The sequence below is a fragment of the Pelagerythrobacter marinus genome, from assembly GCF_009827515.1.
Classification (GTDB): domain Bacteria; phylum Pseudomonadota; class Alphaproteobacteria; order Sphingomonadales; family Sphingomonadaceae; genus Pelagerythrobacter; species Pelagerythrobacter marinus.
Genome location: NZ_WTYO01000001.1, coordinates 107,455 through 121,787, shown reverse-complemented (window position 1 = coordinate 121,787; position 14,333 = coordinate 107,455). Strand labels below are relative to the sequence as shown.

The window sequence follows — 14,333 nt, the reverse complement described above, 5'->3', positions numbered from 1 at the left end:
GGCAAGGCGAGGGGGCGGCAGGCAGGCCGCGCGAACCGCCGCGAATCCTCGCGGCAGGGCAGGCCGCGCTCTCCCGAAGCTAGGCGAAAACCTCCGGCGTTGCGGGCCCCTTGGGATCCTCTCCGAACCGATTCGGCCCCGGGGTGCCGGGCAGCAGCATCAGCACGAGGTAGGCTATGCTGGCGAGGATGCCGATGAGCGGAATCGCGCCCGCGACGATGAAGCCCAGAAACCACCAGCCCGACATGTCCCGATCGTGCAAGCGGCGTACATTGACCGCGATATTCGGGATCAACGTTGCCAGCCACCACAGCGGCAGGAGCAGGCCGATGCCGGACAACAGCCCGCCATAGACGGTCATCGCCCCCGCGCCATCGTCGAAAGTCGAGAGGTCAGGCCTGCCGAACCCGAAGACCAGCGCCGTGATGGCCGCGAGCACGATCGCATTGAGCAACGCGAACATCCAGTATTCCAGGCGCCGCGAGCGGCCCGAGAAATCGAAGTAGCGCTTCAGCGGCAAGATCATCCAGTTCATCGACAAGTCCCCCATCCGTGAAAGTGGCCCCGTTCGGCCCTTCCCGACCGCGCGAGGGAACCACGAGCCTCCGCCGCCAGCAACGCGAATTGTCATCGGGCGGGCCGCCCCCGCTTGCCCCCGGCCTCGTGCTCGTCTACGGCGCGCGCGTTTATTGCGCTGCACCATCGTCGCGCGCCAGCACCGAACCGAAAGCTCCGAAAGATGTCCGAACGTCTCCGCAACGTGGCGATTATCGCCCACGTCGATCATGGCAAGACCACCCTTGTCGACCAGCTCTTCCGCCAGTCCGGCACGTTCCGCGACAACCAGCGGGTCGACGAGCGGGCGATGGATTCCAACGACCTGGAAAAGGAACGCGGAATCACGATCCTGGCCAAGTGCACCTCGGTCGAATGGTCGGGCGGCGACGGGGAAGCGACCCGGATCAACATCGTCGATACCCCGGGTCACGCCGACTTCGGCGCCGAGGTGGAACGCATCCTGTCGATGGTCGATGGGGTGATCCTGCTGGTCGATTCGGCCGAAGGCGCGATGCCGCAGACCAAGTTCGTCACCGGCAAGGCGCTGGCGCTGGGCCTGAGGCCGATCGTCGTCGTGAACAAGATCGACCGCCCCGACGGCCGCCCGCAGGAGGTGCTGGACGAAGTGTTCGACCTGTTCGTCAGCCTCGACGCCAACGACGAACAGCTCGACTTTCCCGTCCTCTACGCCTCGGGCCGCGACGGCTACGCGAGCGAGGACCAGGCCGCGCGCGAGGGCACGCTGGAACCGCTGTTCGAGCGGATCGTGAACCACGTGCCGGCGCCGGGCCTCGACGACAGCGGGCCGTTCACCTTCCTCGCCACCCTGCTCGATCGCGACAACTTCATGGGCCGCGTGCTGACGGGGCGCGTCCAGTCGGGCACGGTGAACGTCAACGACCCGATCCACGCGCTCGACGCCGACGGCAACGTGATCGAGACCGGCCGCGCGACCAAGCTGCTCGCCTTCCGCGGGCTCGACCGCGTGCCGGTGGACAGCGCGCGGGCCGGCGATATCGTGGCGCTGGCCGGGCTGGAGAAGGCGACCGTCGCCAATACCTTGGCCGATCCCGCGGTGAAGGAACCGATCGCCGCGCAGCCGATCGACCCGCCGACGCTGGCCATGCGCTTCGCCGTCAACGACAGCCCGCTGGCCGGGCGCGAGGGCAGCAAGGTCACCAGCCGCATGATCCGCGACCGCCTGCTGCGCGAAGCGGAAACCAATGTCGCGATCCGCGTGACCGAGAGCGACGACAAGGACAGTTTCGAGGTTGCCGGCCGCGGCGAACTGCAGCTGGGCGTGCTGATCGAGACGATGCGGCGCGAGGGCTTCGAACTGGGCATCAGCCGCCCGCGCGTGCTGTTCCGCGAGGAAGGCGGCCAGCGCCAGGAGCCCTACGAAACGGTCGTGATCGACGTCGACGACGAACACTCCGGCACGGTCGTCGAGAAGATGCAGCGGCGCAAGGCCGACCTGACCGAGATGCGGCCGAGCGGCCAGGGCAAGACGCGCATCACCTTCTCCGCGCCGAGCCGCGGGCTGATCGGCTACCACGGCGAATTCCTGTCGGACACGCGCGGAACGGGGATCATGAACCGCCTGTTCGAGAAGTACGACGTCTACAAGGGGCCGATCGAAGGCCGGATCAACGGCGTGCTCATCTCCAACTGCGCGGGCGAGGCGGTCGGCTACGCGCTGAACGCGCTGGAGGAGCGCGGCGAGCTGTTCATTGCGCCCCAGGCCAAGGTCTACGAAGGGATGATCATCGGCGAGAATGCCAAGCCGGAGGATCTCGAGGTCAACCCGCTCAAGTCCAAGCAGCTCACCAATTTCCGCTCGACCGGGAAGGACGACGCGATCCGGCTGAGCCCGCCGCGCAGGATGAGCCTGGAACAGGCGATCGCCTATATCGACGACGACGAGATGGTCGAGGTCACCCCGCAGTCGATCCGCCTGCGCAAAGCGATCCTCGACCCGCACGAGCGCAAGAAGGCGAAACGGCGCGCGGAGGCCTGACGCCGGGCCGGCACATGGCGGCGATCACGTCGCCATGTGCAGTTCCCCCAGCGCCAGCGCGGCATAGAGCGCCGCGCCGCCGAAGAACGGCAGGAAGTAGCTCTGGCGTTCTTCCGGCAGCTCTTCCTTGAGCACGACCAGCACGATCGCACCCCCGACGAAGGCGAACAGCCCGCCGATCGCCAGCGGGGCGAGCGTCAGGACGACGCCCGTGGCCCAGCCAGCCAGGGTCGCGAGCGCGAGCGCCCAGCGCCCCCGCCGGTCGTAAAGCTCCACGTGGTGGCGCCGCACGCCGTAATCGGCGGTGACGAAATGCAGCATCATCGCCACGAAGTAGAGGGCCAGCCCGGCGAGGCTGTCGTCCTCGCGGTGGTTGAGGAGATAGGCGATGACGAAGATCAGCAGGCCGCTGGCGGCGATGTGCAGGCGGAACATCGCCTTCTCGGGCCGGTCGCGCCCTTCCTCCTCCCGCCGTGCGTCGCGCGAGGTGACGATGGCCCGCTCCATCCCGTAGAACAGGATCATCCCGGCCAGCGCCAGCGTGTAGACCACCGCCTCGGCCAGCGGCGCGGCGAGGCCCGTCGCCCGTTCGAACGTCGCGGCATGGGCGCCGATCTCGGGCATGATGTGCAGGAAGACGTAACCGACGGCGACCCCGCCGGCGAAACTCAGCCAGCGGCTGCGCGGGACCGCGTCGAGAAACCGCAGGTGGCCGACGAACAGGTGCACCGCGCAAAAGCCCAGGGCCATGGCGAACGAGACGGCGGCGAGAACGGGATCGCTGGTCATCGCGCGCCCCTTGTGGACCTTTCGCGACCGGATCGGCAACCGTCCGGCCCGCCCCCTTTTTGCCCGGGCGACCGGAATTGCTCGAACACGCCATATTGTTTCGGATACCGCCGGCGCCGCCTAACATTCCGACTGCGCCGGCCGGAGGGCGCTCGATCGGTCGCGAATTTCCCACTGCCGGTAGCCATCGCCGCGCTTGCTTGTTACCCCCCTGCCCCATGCAGACAGGGACCCTCGTATCACTCGCCGCCTATTTCATCCTGATGCTCGGCATCGGGCTCTATGCGTGGCGCAAGTCGACCGACACATCGGAAGCCTATCTCCTCGGCGGCCGGCAGCTCCACCCGGCCGTCGCCGCGCTCAGCGCCGGCGCATCGGACATGTCGGGCTGGCTCCTGCTCGGCCTGCCCGGCGCGCTCTATGCCGCCGGCCTGGTCGAGGCATGGATCGGCATCGGCCTGTTCGTCGGCGCCCTCGTGAACTGGATCGTCGTCGCGCCGCGGCTGCGCAAGCAGACCGTGCAATATGGCAATGCCCTGACGATCCCCGAATTCCTGGCCAACCGCTTCCCCGACCAGGCGACCGCGCTGCGGGTCGTCTCGGCGATCATCATCGTCGTCTTCTTCACCGTCTATACCGCCGCGGGCCTCGTCGGCGGGGGCAAGCTGTTCGTGACCAGCTTCGCCGGCCTGTTCGGCGATACGGGGATGAGCGATTACATGTTCGGCATCCTGCTGACCGCCGGGGTCGTGCTCGCCTATACGATGGTCGGCGGGTTCCTGGCCGTCAGCCTGACCGACTTCGTCCAGGGCTGCATCATGGTCGTCGCGCTGGTCATCATGCCGCTGGTCGTCATGTTCGGCCCGGGCGGCAGCGCCGGCGAATCGCTGACGCAGGTCCAGCCCGGCTTCCTCGACATCGGTTACGGCCTCACCTTCCTCGGCTTCCTCTCGGCGGTCACCTGGGGGCTCGGCTATTTCGGGCAGCCGCACATCATCGTGCGCTTCATGGCCGTGCGCAGCCTCAAGGACGTGGCAGTCGCGCGCAACATCGGCATGGGCTGGATGTTCGTGTGCCTGATCGGCGCGATCGGCGTCGGCCTGGCCGGCCGCGCCTATGTCGCGCGCAACGGGCTGGCCGTGGAGGACCCGGAGACGATCTTCATCGTCCTTGCCAACCTGCTGTTCCACCCGCTCGTGACCGGCTTCCTCCTCGCCGCCCTGCTCGCCGCGATCATGAGCACGATCAGTTCGCAGCTGCTCGTCTCGTCGAGTTCGCTGACCGAGGATTTCTATCGCCTGTTCCTGCGCAAGAAGGCGAGCGAGCGCGAGATCGTGAACGTCGGCCGGGCTGCCGTCCTGCTGGTCGCGCTGGCAGCAATGGTCATCGCCTCCGACCCCGAAAGCAAGGTCCTGGGCCTGGTGTCCAATGCCTGGGCGGGCTTCGGCGCAGCCTTCGGCCCGCTGATCATCCTGTCGCTGACCTGGAACCGGATGACCGGCGCGGGCGCGGTCGCCGGGCTGGTGGTCGGCGCCGGGGTCGTGGGCCTGTGGATCGCGATGGGCTGGAATGCCGGCTTCCTCGGCGGCGAAGGCATCTACGAGATCATTCCCGGCTTCATCGCCGCCTGGCTGGCGATCTGGGGCGTCAGCCTGGCGACGGCCCCGCCGCAGCGGGCCGTGCCGGCCGAGTAACCTGCCGCGCCCTCGGCGCCGCGGAAAGGCACCATTAACCGGGGCGCCTGCAAGAAGGGCGCGATGTTGCGCGCGCTCGCCTCAGCTCTCGCCATTCTGGCGCTGGCCGGGTGCCAGCTCCTGCCCGAAGGCGACCGCGGCCGCGGCCCCCGTCCCCCGGCCGAAAGCGGGGGCGGGGCGGTTTCCAACAACGCGCTGGCCCGCCAGTGCCTGGCCGAGCTGGGCGCGACGGGCGCAGCCTTCACCCCCCTGCCCGACCGCTACGCCGGACCGGGCTGCTCGCTGCTCAACACGGTCGAGCTGAGCCGCCTCGCGGGGGACCGGGGGAGTTTCTCGATCAGCAACCTCGGCCCGGTCGCCTGCCCCACGGCCCAGGCCTTCGCCGCATGGGCGCGCTACGGCGTCGATCGCGCCGCGCGCGTCTATCTCGGCAGCCCGGTGGTGCGGATCGAGACGATGGGCAGCTATGCCTGCCGCAACGTCGCCGGGAGCGGGCGGCGATCCGCCCATGCCACGGCCGAGGCGATCGATATCGGGGCCTTCCACCTCGCCGACGGACGCCGGATCAGCGTGCTGCACGACTGGGACGGCGGCACCGCTGCCGAACGCGAGTTCCTGCGCGTCGTGCAGCGCAGCGCCTGCAAGCGGTTCCGCACCGTCCTGGGGCCCGAATACAACGCCGCGCACCGCGATCACTTCCATCTTGAACGGGGCGGCGACGGCGGCTTCTGCCGCTGAGCGGTCAGCCGTCGGCGTCGAGGCGGATGCGAACCGCCTCGGCCGGGTGGCGCGCGCCGAGCTTGGCCATCATGTTGGCGCGGTGGATCTCGACCGTGCGCGGGCTGATGCGCAGCGTCTGCGCGATCGCCTTGTTGCTCTGCCCGCGCGTGAGCCAGTCGAGCACCTCGCGCTCGCGCCGGGTCAGCGTGCCCACCCGCTTGCGCGCCTCGATCAGGCGGCGCTGCGCCGCCAGGTGCTCGCCCGCCTCGTCGCCGAGCCGGCCCAGCAACTCGTGGAAGCTGTTCTCGCTCGCCGGCAGGGCCAGGAAATCGAGCGCCCCGGCGCGGATCGCGCGGACGACCTGCCCCACGTCCGGCTCCGGCGCGGTGGCGATCACCGGCAGACCGATCGCCTTGTTCCGCAAGACCGCGATCGCGCCGCCGATGTTTCCGGCCCCGTCGCAGCGGACCAGCGCGAGGCCGCCGGCCGGGCAGTATTCGCCCAGTTCGCCGAGCGAGGCATAGACTTCCGCGTGGTGCCCCGCCGCCAGCGCCAGCCGCGCGATTGCCGCGCGCTGGCGCACGTCCGGCTCCACGACATGGAAAGTCTCCGCCCCGTCCATGGATGCAAGGGATGGCGGGAAGTCGGCGCAAGGGCAGGCGGGACTATCTCCATTGTGCAGGTTTTTCGTCCCTCGCCCTGCATCGACCGACCCGCCGCCACCCGCCTGCGCCGGGCCGCCCCCCGGCCGCGGCGATGGCTCCGGAACGGAGGCAGCTAGTCGCCGTCGGGGGCGTAGAAGCTGTAATCGGGCAGCGAGTGGAAGGCTTCGCGCAAGGCATCGCCCCAGCGCGACGATATCGCCTGGAAATAGGCGTCGTCATGGGTGATCCGGCGCGTATGCGTCGCCTCGAACCCGTCGCGCGCGATGACCATGAGGTCGAGCGGCAGCCCGACCGAGAGGTTGGCCTTGAGCGTCGAATCGAACGACACGGTCAGCAGCTTCACCGCGTCCTCGAAGCTCATCTCGCGGTCGTAGCCGCGGATCAGGATCGGCCGCCCGTACTTGGTTTCCCCGATCTGGAAGAACGGCGTGTCGAAGCTCGCCTCGATGAAATTGCCTTCGGGGTAGATCAGGAACAGGCGCGGCTCCATTCCCTTGATCTGCCCGGCGAGGATGATCGAGGCGGTGAACCGCCCCCGCCCGCGGTCGCCATTGGCGAGCTGGCGCTCCTCGATCGTCGAGCGCAGGAGATGGCCGATCTCGGTCGCGACCTGGAACATGCTCGGCGCCTCGAGCAGGGAATTGCGCCGTTCGCTCGGCGCCTTGGTCCGCTCTTCCAGCTGGCTGATCACGGCCTGGGTCGTGGCGAGATTGCCCGCGGTCATCACCGCCAGCATCCGTTCCCCGGGGACGCGCCAGTGGAACATCTTGCGAAAGACCGAGATATTGTCGACGCCCGAATTGGTCCGGGTGTCGCTCATCAGGACGAGGCCCTTGTCGAGCACCATGCCGACGCAATAGGTCATTACTGGTCCACCTGCTGTTGTTCCACCGCGACATCGACGTGGAGGTCCTCGCTGGCAACGCCGAAACTGATCCCGGTGACGGGCGCCGCGTCGCGATAGTCGAGGCCCGTCGCGACCCGCACATAGCGCGGATCGGGGCTGATGCCGTTGGAAATGTCGAACCCGACCCAGCCCAGCCCCTCCACGTGCGCCTCTGCCCAGGCGTGGGTCGCCTCCTGATCGACCCGGTCGTTCATCATCAGGTAGCCGCTGACATAGCGCGCCGGGATCTTCGCCGCGCGCGCGGCGCCGATGAAGATATGGGCGTGGTCCTGGCAGACCCCGCGCCCGGCGGCGGCCGCTTCCTCCGCCGTCGTGCCGACCCCGGTGGCCCCGGTGCGATATTCGACCCGGTCGCGTATGCGCTGCAGCAGGGCGTGCAGGAAATCGAGCCGCGCCCCCGGTGCGCAATCGAGGTCGCCCACCAGGCCCTGCACCGCATCGCCGGGACGGGTCAGCCGCGTCTGGGCGAGAAAGCTCCACAGCGGCAAGTGGCCCGAGTGCCTGCCGATCACCCCGGCGTTGTCCTGCGTGTCGACGGTGCCCGAACAGCTGACGACGACTTCGCGCGCGCCCTGTTCCACCGCGACCAGCGTGACGGTGTTGAAATGCTGATCGTCGTATTCGAGCTGCGGCACCGCGTTCTCGTAAGTCATCGACCAGCCGAGAATATCCTGCCCCTGGGTCGCCTTCGGTGTCAGGCGCAGCCGCTGCAGCGCGTGAACCACCGGCTCGGCAAAGGCATATCGGGTCGTATGGCGGATCGAAAGGCGCATCGGTCAGCTCAGGAACCGGTAGTCTTCGGCAATGGCGCGCGCGATCGCATGGTTCGCCTCCATGAATTCCAGCAGGAACTCGTGCAGCCCCTGTTCGAAGATCCCCTCGATCGTCAGCTCGCCCAGCCGCGTCGCCTGGGCGCGCATCTGGGCATTGCTGTCCCCCTCGCGGCCATGCATGCGCGCCAGTGCCGCCAGCTCCTCGCGCAGGGCGGAGTGGCAGAACGCGAGGCTGCGCGGGAAGCGATCGTCGAGCACCAGGAACTCGACGATCTGGCGCGCCTCGATCCGCCCGGCGTTGAGCCAGCGGAAGGCCCGGTCGCCCGATACCGACCGCAGGACCTGGTCCCACTGCCCGGTGTCGAGGCTGGTCCCGACGTAGGAAAGCGAGGGCAGGAGCAGGTAGTATTTCATGTCGAGGATACGCGCGACGCAATCGGCACGCTCCACGAAAGTGCCTGCGCGCGCGAAATGGAACCCCTCGTTCCGCAGCATCGAGCCGGTGATCGCGCCGTGGACCGCGGTGCCCGCGCGGCGGATGATCTGGACCGCCTCGCCCACGCTGCTCTGCGCCACCGGCCGCGCGAGCAGGCGGGAGATCTCCATCCAGCTTTCGTTGATCGCTTCCCACAGCTCGCCGCTGATCGCATTGCGCACCGCCCGCGCGTTGGTCCGCGCCGCGCCGATCATCGCCAGCACGCTGGAGGCATTGTCCGGATCGCGCAGCAGGTAGTTCCAGGCCTGGTGGCCGGTATAGGTGCCGTGCTTCGCCTCGTAACCGGCGCGCTGGCCGAACGCCTCGATGACGGAGCGCCATTCCTCCTCCGCCGTGGCCACGTCGCGGGTCAGCGCCATGTGGAACCCGGCCTCCAGCAGGCGCGCGGTATTCTCCGCCCGCTCGAGATAGCGACACATCCAGAACAGGCCGTGCGCGGTCCGGCCTAGCAAGGGCACCTCCTGTCCATCAGTCCTTCAACACCCAGGTATCCTTCGTGCCGCCGCCCTGGCTCGAATTGACCACCAGCGAGCCCTTGCGCATCGCCACCCGCGTCAGGCCGCCGGGCACGATCTCGATCCCGTCGGGCGAAACGAGAACGAACGGGCGCAAGTCCACGTGCCGGGGGGCAAGGCCGCTGCGGCTGAAGATCGGGCAGGTCGAAAGCGACAGCGTCGGCTGGGCGATGTAGTTTTCCGGCCGCGCCTCCAGCTTGCGCCGGAACCGCGCCAGTTCGCGCCGCGAGGCGGCCGGGCCGATCAGCATTCCGTAACCGCCCGAACCGTGGACTTCCTTGACCACCAGGTCGGCCAGGTTGTCGAGCACGTAGGCCAGGCTTTCGCGGTCCGCGCAGCGCCAGGTCTCGACATTGGGCAGCAGCGGCTTCTCGCCGGTATAGAATTCCACGATCTCGGGCATGAAGCTGTAGATCGCCTTGTCGTCGGCGACGCCGGTGCCGGGCGCATTGGCGATCGTGATCCTGCCCGCGCGATAGACGTCCATGATCCCCGGCACGCCGAGGATCGAATCCGGGTTGAACGTCAGCGGGTCGAGGTATTCGTCGTCCACCCGGCGATAGAGCACGTCCACCGGCTCGTAGCCGCGGGTGGTCCGCATCGCCACGCGCCCGTCGGTAACGCGCAGGTCGCTGCCCTCGACCAGCTCGGCCCCCATCTGGTCGGCAAGGAAGGCGTGTTCGTAATAGGCGCTGTTGTAGATGCCCGGCGTCAGCACCGCGACCGTCGGCCGGCCCGAGGTGCCCGAAGGCGCGCAGGCGGCAAGGCTCTTGGCGAGGCGGCGCGGATAGTCCGATACCGGGCAGACCGGGATCCGCGTGAACAGCTCGGGGAACATGGCCATCATCGTCTCGCGGTTCTGGAGCATGTAGCTGACGCCCGAAGGGGTCCGCGCATTGTCTTCCAGCACGTAGAACTCGTCGGGCCCGGTGCGGACCAGGTCGATCCCGACGACATGGGTATAGACCCCGCCCGGCGGGGTGAAGCCGACCATGTTCGGCAGCCAGGCCGCGTTGTCGCGCAGCACGCGCTGGGGAATGCGCCCGGCGCGCACGATTTCCTGCCGGTGGTAGAGATCATGGATGAAAGCGTTGAGGGCGCTGACGCGCTGTTCGATGCCCCGCGTCAGGCGGCGCCATTCGGCGGCCGTGATGATCCGCGGCACCATGTCGAAGGGGATCAGCCGTTCCTCGGCCTCGTCCTCGCCATAGACGTTGAAGGTGATGCCGGTGCGGCGGAACGCGATCTCGGCATCGCGATGCTTGCCCATCAGGAAACGCGATTCCTGGTCCTCGTACCAGTTCAGGTAATCGCGATAGGCCGGCCGTACGGCGCCGTCGCCGGCCCGCATCTCGTCGAAAGTCGCGTCAGGCGCGTACATGAACCCCCTTGCCACGAATTCCTGGCGCAGCATGGGCCGGCCGGTCGCACTTCGTGCCCAAAGAAAGGTTCAGGCCCGGTCCAGTTCCCGCAAGACGGCATGGATCGATTCGGGCGCGTAGGTGAACCCCATGTGCGTGCAGCGCAGGGCCACCGCGCGATCGCGCTCGCACCCGCGCCCGCAGGCGCTGCGGGGGCTGACGATCCCGTCGCGCGGGCTCCACAGCGCCACGGTGGGCACGGGCGGCTTCTCGCAGATGTCGGTTTCGATCGGCGGCTGGTCGACCCGGTGGCCGGTCACGAACTGGTACACCCGCCAGGCATGGTTGGCGCGCGGATTGCCGGAAAAGGGCGAACCCATGGTAATGACCTTGGCCACGCGGTCGGGGTGGCGCTTGGCGATCTCGCGCGCGAACAGGCCGCCCAGGCTCCAGCCGACCAGGTAGACGTCGCGGCCATAGCGTTCGTGCACTTCGACCAGGCGCCGTTCGAGGTAGCGGATATTGGCCTCTGTCGGCCCGAAATTGACGCCCAGGCCCCAGCGCTTGACCTTGTGCCCGGCGCGTTCGAGCAGGCCGGCCATGTAGCGCATGCGGATCGGATGGGTCGCGAAGCCGGGCAGGAGCATGACCGTGCGCACATGCGCGGCGGCGGGAATGTCGATCCGGCGGAAAGGCCGGCGAAACGGCTCGACCAGGTGCGACAGCTCGCCCACCAGGTATCGCAGCTTCGGCCCGCCGCGCGCATCGGCGGCCGGCTCGCTGGCCAGCTCCCAGCGTTCCAGCAGCTCTTCGCGCGAACTGGGCAAGTGCTCGAAAGAGGACGGGGCGGGAGAACTGGCCATGCGATCGCTATACCCTTTTCGGGCTAACGGCCGCTGAACGCCCCCGTTCCGGCGCGCGGCCGGCTTCATGGTCGGCCCGCGCACCTGCGCCCGTTACGGACAGTCGCCGACCCGTTCGGATTCGACTTCCATCGTCATGCGCATCTCGCCGCCGGGGATGGCGGCGGCTTCCTGGCGGATTTCCATCCGCATCCGGCTGGATTCGGGCGCCACCGTGCCGTCGATCGTCATCTGCGCGTTGACCCCGCCCGGCCCGGTGCAGGTCAGCGCGGCATCGAGATCGCTTCCGTCCGCCTCGAAGCTGGAGAAATCGCAGCTGACCCCGCGATCGCCCTCGCCCAGGTCGCGCACGACCCGGCGGAACCCCTCGTCCGCCTGTTCGCGCGTGACGCACTGGGTATGCTCTTCCCCGCGCAGGCCGGCCGCCATCTCGCGCATGCGCGCGGCCTGTTCGGGCGGAATGCCGGGAATGTCGAATTCCACGATCTCCGCCGTGCTGCGATAGAGGCCGGGCCGCGGCTTGGTCAGCTTGTCGGCCGCCGCGATGACTTCTTCCGCCGTTTTCGGTTCGTCCGGCTCGCTGCTGCAAGCCGCCAGCGCCAGCGCGCCCCCCGCAATCATGACAAACGCACGCATTCGATCGCTCCCTCTCGATGTCCCCGAGCGGTGACACTGCTACCAAGCGGGCCGCGCGCTGCCAACCGCTTGCCGCGGGCGGGATGCAGGCCCATATTCGCCGCCATGGCCGAACTCGTCATCCGCCGGGGCCTCGAAGAGCCGGACACTTCGGGCAGCTTCACCCCGCACAAGCCGCAGCGCCCCGAAAAGAGCATGGGCGGGCGCAAGTTCGAACTCGTGTCCGACTATCGCCCCGCGGGCGACCAGCCGGCCGCGATCCGCGAACTTGCCGAGGCCGCGAAGGAAGGGGAGCGGACCCAGGTCCTGCTGGGCGTGACCGGATCGGGCAAGACCTTCACGATGGCCAAGGTGATCGAGGAACTGCAGCGCCCGGCGCTGATCCTCGCGCCGAACAAGATCCTCGCCGCGCAGCTTTATGGCGAGTTCAAGAGCTTCTTTCCCAACAACGCGGTCGAGTATTTCGTCAGCTATTACGACTATTACCAGCCGGAGGCCTACGTCCCGCGGTCGGATACCTATATCGAGAAGGAAAGCTCGGTAAACGAGGCGATCGACCGGATGCGCCACTCTGCCACGCGCGCCCTGCTGGAGCGGGACGACGTGGTGATCGTCGCGTCGGTTTCCTGCCTCTACGGCATCGGTTCGGTCGAGACTTACTCGGCCATGATCTTCGACATCAAGAAAGGCGAGACGGTCGACCAGCGCGAGCTGATCCGCAAGCTCGTGGCCCTGCAGTACAAGCGCAACGATGCCGCTTTCGCGCGCGGCAACTTCCGCGTGCGGGGCGACAGTCTGGAAATCTTCCCCAGCCACTACGAGGACATGGCCTGGCGGGTCAGCTTCTTCGGCGACGAGATCGAGGAAATCAGCGAGTTCGATCCGCTCACCGGTGCCAAGGGCACCCGGCTCGACAAGGTGCGCGTCTATGCCAACTCGCACTACGTCACGCCCGGCCCGACGATGAAGCAGGCGAGCGAGGCGATCCGCTTCGAACTGACCGAGCGGCTGAAGGAACTGCACGAGGAAGGCCGCCTGCTCGAAGCCCAGCGGCTGGAACAGCGGACCAATTTCGACCTGGAGATGATCGCCGCCACCGGTTCGTGCGCGGGGATCGAGAACTACAGCCGCTTCCTGACCGGGCGCCTGCCGGGCGAACCGCCGCCGACCCTGTTCGAATACCTGCCCGAAAATGCGCTGCTGTTCGTCGACGAAAGCCACCAGACGGTGCCGCAGATCGGCGCGATGGCGCGCGGCGACCACCGGCGCAAGCTGACCCTGGCCGAATACGGGTTCCGCCTGCCCAGCTGCATCGACAACCGCCCCTTGCGCTTCAACGAATGGGACGCGATGCGCCCGCAGACCATCGCCGTCTCGGCCACGCCCGGCGGGTGGGAGATGGAACAGACCGGGGGCGTCTTCGCCGAACAGGTTATCCGCCCGACCGGCCTGATCGATCCCCCAGTCGAAATCCGCCCGGTGGAAGACCAGGTGCAGGATTGCATCGCCGAGGCCAAGGCCACCGCGCAGAAAGGTTACCGCACGCTGGTGACCACGCTGACCAAGCGCATGGCGGAGGACCTGACCGAGTTCATGCACGAACAGGGCGTCAAGGTCCGCTACATGCACTCCGACGTCGAAACGCTCGAGCGGATCGAGCTGATCCGCGACTTGCGCCTCGGCGTCTACGACGTGCTGGTGGGGATCAACCTGCTGCGCGAGGGGCTCGACATTCCCGAGTGCGGGCTGGTCGCGATCCTCGATGCCGACAAGGAAGGCTTCCTGCGTTCGGAGACTTCGCTGATCCAGACGATCGGCCGCGCCGCGCGCAACGTCGATGGGCGCGTGATCCTCTATGCCGATCGCGTGACCGGATCGATGGAACGGGCAATGGCCGAGACCGAGCGCCGGCGCGAGAAACAGCGCGCCTATAACGAGGAACACGGCATTACCCCGCAGACGATCCGGCGCGAGATCGCCGATATCGTCGCCCACACGGCGTCGAAGGACGGCGTCACCGTGGGCCTCGAGGCGGAGGACGGGCGCAACAACCTCGTCGGCCACAACCTGCGCGCCTATATCGAGGACCTGGAGAAGAAGATGCGCGCCGCGGCGGCCGATCTCGAGTTCGAGGAAGCCGGCCGGCTGCGCGACGAGATCAGGCGGCTCGAGAACGACGAGCTGGGGCTGGACGACAGCGAGAAGAAGGCCCCCCGCGTCGGGCGCAGCAACGAGGGGAAGCCGGGGACGCGCAAGCTGCGTTACGGCAAGACCCAGCGCAAGTGGGGCAAATAGGCGGAACGACTGGCCCGCGCGCACCGTTGCCGGTGCAGGAGGTG

At 68.1% G+C, this 14,333-nt stretch carries 13 protein-coding genes; 4 read left to right on the top strand and 9 right to left on the bottom strand.

Translation table 11 applies throughout. The features are described 5' to 3' along the window. Window positions 1-79: 79 nt before the first annotated feature. On the bottom strand, window positions 80-535 hold the full coding sequence (locus tag GRI72_RS00530) for a DUF805 domain-containing protein (protein WP_160731998.1): 456 nt from the start codon (window positions 533-535) through the stop codon (window positions 80-82). Between the two features lie 204 nt (window positions 536-739). On the opposite strand from GRI72_RS00530, the gene typA reads away from it, so the two are divergent. Beyond that, the gene (typA, locus tag GRI72_RS00525; protein WP_160731997.1) at window positions 740-2,575 is read left to right on the top strand and encodes a translational GTPase TypA; all 1,836 of its coding nucleotides are present in this window, start codon (window positions 740-742) and stop codon (window positions 2,573-2,575) included. A 24-nt stretch (window positions 2,576-2,599) separates the two neighbouring features. Here the strand turns inward: typA and GRI72_RS00520 are convergent, their stop codons facing one another. After that, window positions 2,600-3,364, bottom strand: coding sequence for a ZIP family metal transporter (locus tag GRI72_RS00520; protein WP_160731996.1), 765 nt, complete (start codon window positions 3,362-3,364; stop codon window positions 2,600-2,602). Between the two features lie 218 nt (window positions 3,365-3,582). Between GRI72_RS00520 and putP the strand changes: the two genes are divergently transcribed. Continuing rightward, window positions 3,583-5,058 (top strand): sodium/proline symporter PutP, encoded by a 1,476-nt coding sequence (gene putP / locus GRI72_RS00515; RefSeq protein ID WP_160731995.1) that lies wholly within the window; start codon window positions 3,583-3,585, stop codon window positions 5,056-5,058. A 63-nt stretch (window positions 5,059-5,121) separates the two neighbouring features. Beyond that, a complete protein-coding gene (locus GRI72_RS00510; RefSeq protein WP_160731994.1) occupies window positions 5,122-5,796 on the top strand; it encodes an extensin family protein in 675 nt (224 codons plus the stop codon). 4 nt (window positions 5,797-5,800) lie between these two features. On the opposite strand, the gene GRI72_RS00505 is transcribed toward GRI72_RS00510, so the two are convergent. The 7 genes from GRI72_RS00505 to GRI72_RS00475 form a co-directional block, all read right to left on the bottom strand. After that, on the bottom strand, window positions 5,801-6,400 hold the full coding sequence (locus GRI72_RS00505; RefSeq protein WP_160731993.1) for a response regulator transcription factor: 600 nt from the start codon (window positions 6,398-6,400) through the stop codon (window positions 5,801-5,803). A gap of 155 nt (window positions 6,401-6,555) precedes the next feature. Next, entirely contained in the window at window positions 6,556-7,308 is a 753-nt protein-coding gene (locus GRI72_RS00500; RefSeq protein WP_160731992.1) for a proteasome-type protease, read from the bottom strand. After that, the gene (locus tag GRI72_RS00495; RefSeq protein ID WP_160731991.1) at window positions 7,308-8,123 is read right to left on the bottom strand and encodes a transglutaminase family protein; all 816 of its coding nucleotides are present in this window, start codon (window positions 8,121-8,123) and stop codon (window positions 7,308-7,310) included. Before GRI72_RS00495 ends, GRI72_RS00500 begins: the two co-directional genes overlap by 1 nt. A 3-nt stretch (window positions 8,124-8,126) precedes the next feature. After that, window positions 8,127-9,071, bottom strand: coding sequence for an alpha-E domain-containing protein (locus GRI72_RS00490; protein ID WP_160731990.1), 945 nt, complete (start codon window positions 9,069-9,071; stop codon window positions 8,127-8,129). 16 nt (window positions 9,072-9,087) lie between these two features. Next, window positions 9,088-10,515, bottom strand: a complete 1,428-nt coding sequence (locus GRI72_RS00485) for a circularly permuted type 2 ATP-grasp protein (protein WP_160731989.1) — start codon at window positions 10,513-10,515, stop codon at window positions 9,088-9,090. Window positions 10,516-10,584: 69 nt separating this feature from the next. Further along, window positions 10,585-11,358: an esterase/lipase family protein gene (locus GRI72_RS00480; protein ID WP_160731988.1), complete on the bottom strand. Its 774-nt coding sequence runs from the start codon at window positions 11,356-11,358 to the stop codon at window positions 10,585-10,587. Between the two features lie 93 nt (window positions 11,359-11,451). Beyond that, complete coding sequence (locus GRI72_RS00475; RefSeq protein WP_160731987.1) at window positions 11,452-11,994, bottom strand: DUF3617 domain-containing protein; 543 nt, start codon at window positions 11,992-11,994, stop codon at window positions 11,452-11,454. Window positions 11,995-12,099: 105 nt separating this feature from the next. Here GRI72_RS00475 and uvrB point away from each other — a divergent pair, with 105 nt between their 5' ends. Continuing rightward, window positions 12,100-14,289 (top strand): excinuclease ABC subunit UvrB, encoded by a 2,190-nt coding sequence (uvrB, locus tag GRI72_RS00470; RefSeq protein ID WP_160731986.1) that lies wholly within the window; start codon window positions 12,100-12,102, stop codon window positions 14,287-14,289. The last annotated feature ends 44 nt before the right edge of the window (window positions 14,290-14,333 follow it).

Excerpts from the sequence above, each read along its gene's own strand:
- GRI72_RS00530 (WP_160731998.1), bottom strand. The coding sequence starts at position 535 with ATGAACTGGATGATCTTGCCGCTGAAGCGCTACTTCGATTTCTCGGGC.
- typA (WP_160731997.1), top strand. The coding sequence starts at position 740 with ATGTCCGAACGTCTCCGCAACGTGGCGATTATCGCCCACGTCGATCAT.
- GRI72_RS00520 (WP_160731996.1), bottom strand. The coding sequence starts at position 3,364 with ATGACCAGCGATCCCGTTCTCGCCGCCGTCTCGTTCGCCATGGCCCTG.
- putP (WP_160731995.1), top strand. The coding sequence starts at position 3,583 with ATGCAGACAGGGACCCTCGTATCACTCGCCGCCTATTTCATCCTGATG.
- GRI72_RS00510 (WP_160731994.1), top strand. The coding sequence starts at position 5,122 with ATGTTGCGCGCGCTCGCCTCAGCTCTCGCCATTCTGGCGCTGGCCGGG.
- GRI72_RS00505 (WP_160731993.1), bottom strand. The coding sequence starts at position 6,400 with ATGGACGGGGCGGAGACTTTCCATGTCGTGGAGCCGGACGTGCGCCAG.
- GRI72_RS00500 (WP_160731992.1), bottom strand. The coding sequence starts at position 7,308 with ATGACCTATTGCGTCGGCATGGTGCTCGACAAGGGCCTCGTCCTGATG.
- GRI72_RS00495 (WP_160731991.1), bottom strand. The coding sequence starts at position 8,123 with ATGCGCCTTTCGATCCGCCATACGACCCGATATGCCTTTGCCGAGCCG.
- GRI72_RS00485 (WP_160731989.1), bottom strand. The coding sequence starts at position 10,515 with ATGTACGCGCCTGACGCGACTTTCGACGAGATGCGGGCCGGCGACGGC.
- GRI72_RS00480 (WP_160731988.1), bottom strand. The coding sequence starts at position 11,358 with ATGGCCAGTTCTCCCGCCCCGTCCTCTTTCGAGCACTTGCCCAGTTCG.
- GRI72_RS00475 (WP_160731987.1), bottom strand. The coding sequence starts at position 11,994 with ATGCGTGCGTTTGTCATGATTGCGGGGGGCGCGCTGGCGCTGGCGGCT.
- uvrB (WP_160731986.1), top strand. The coding sequence starts at position 12,100 with ATGGCCGAACTCGTCATCCGCCGGGGCCTCGAAGAGCCGGACACTTCG.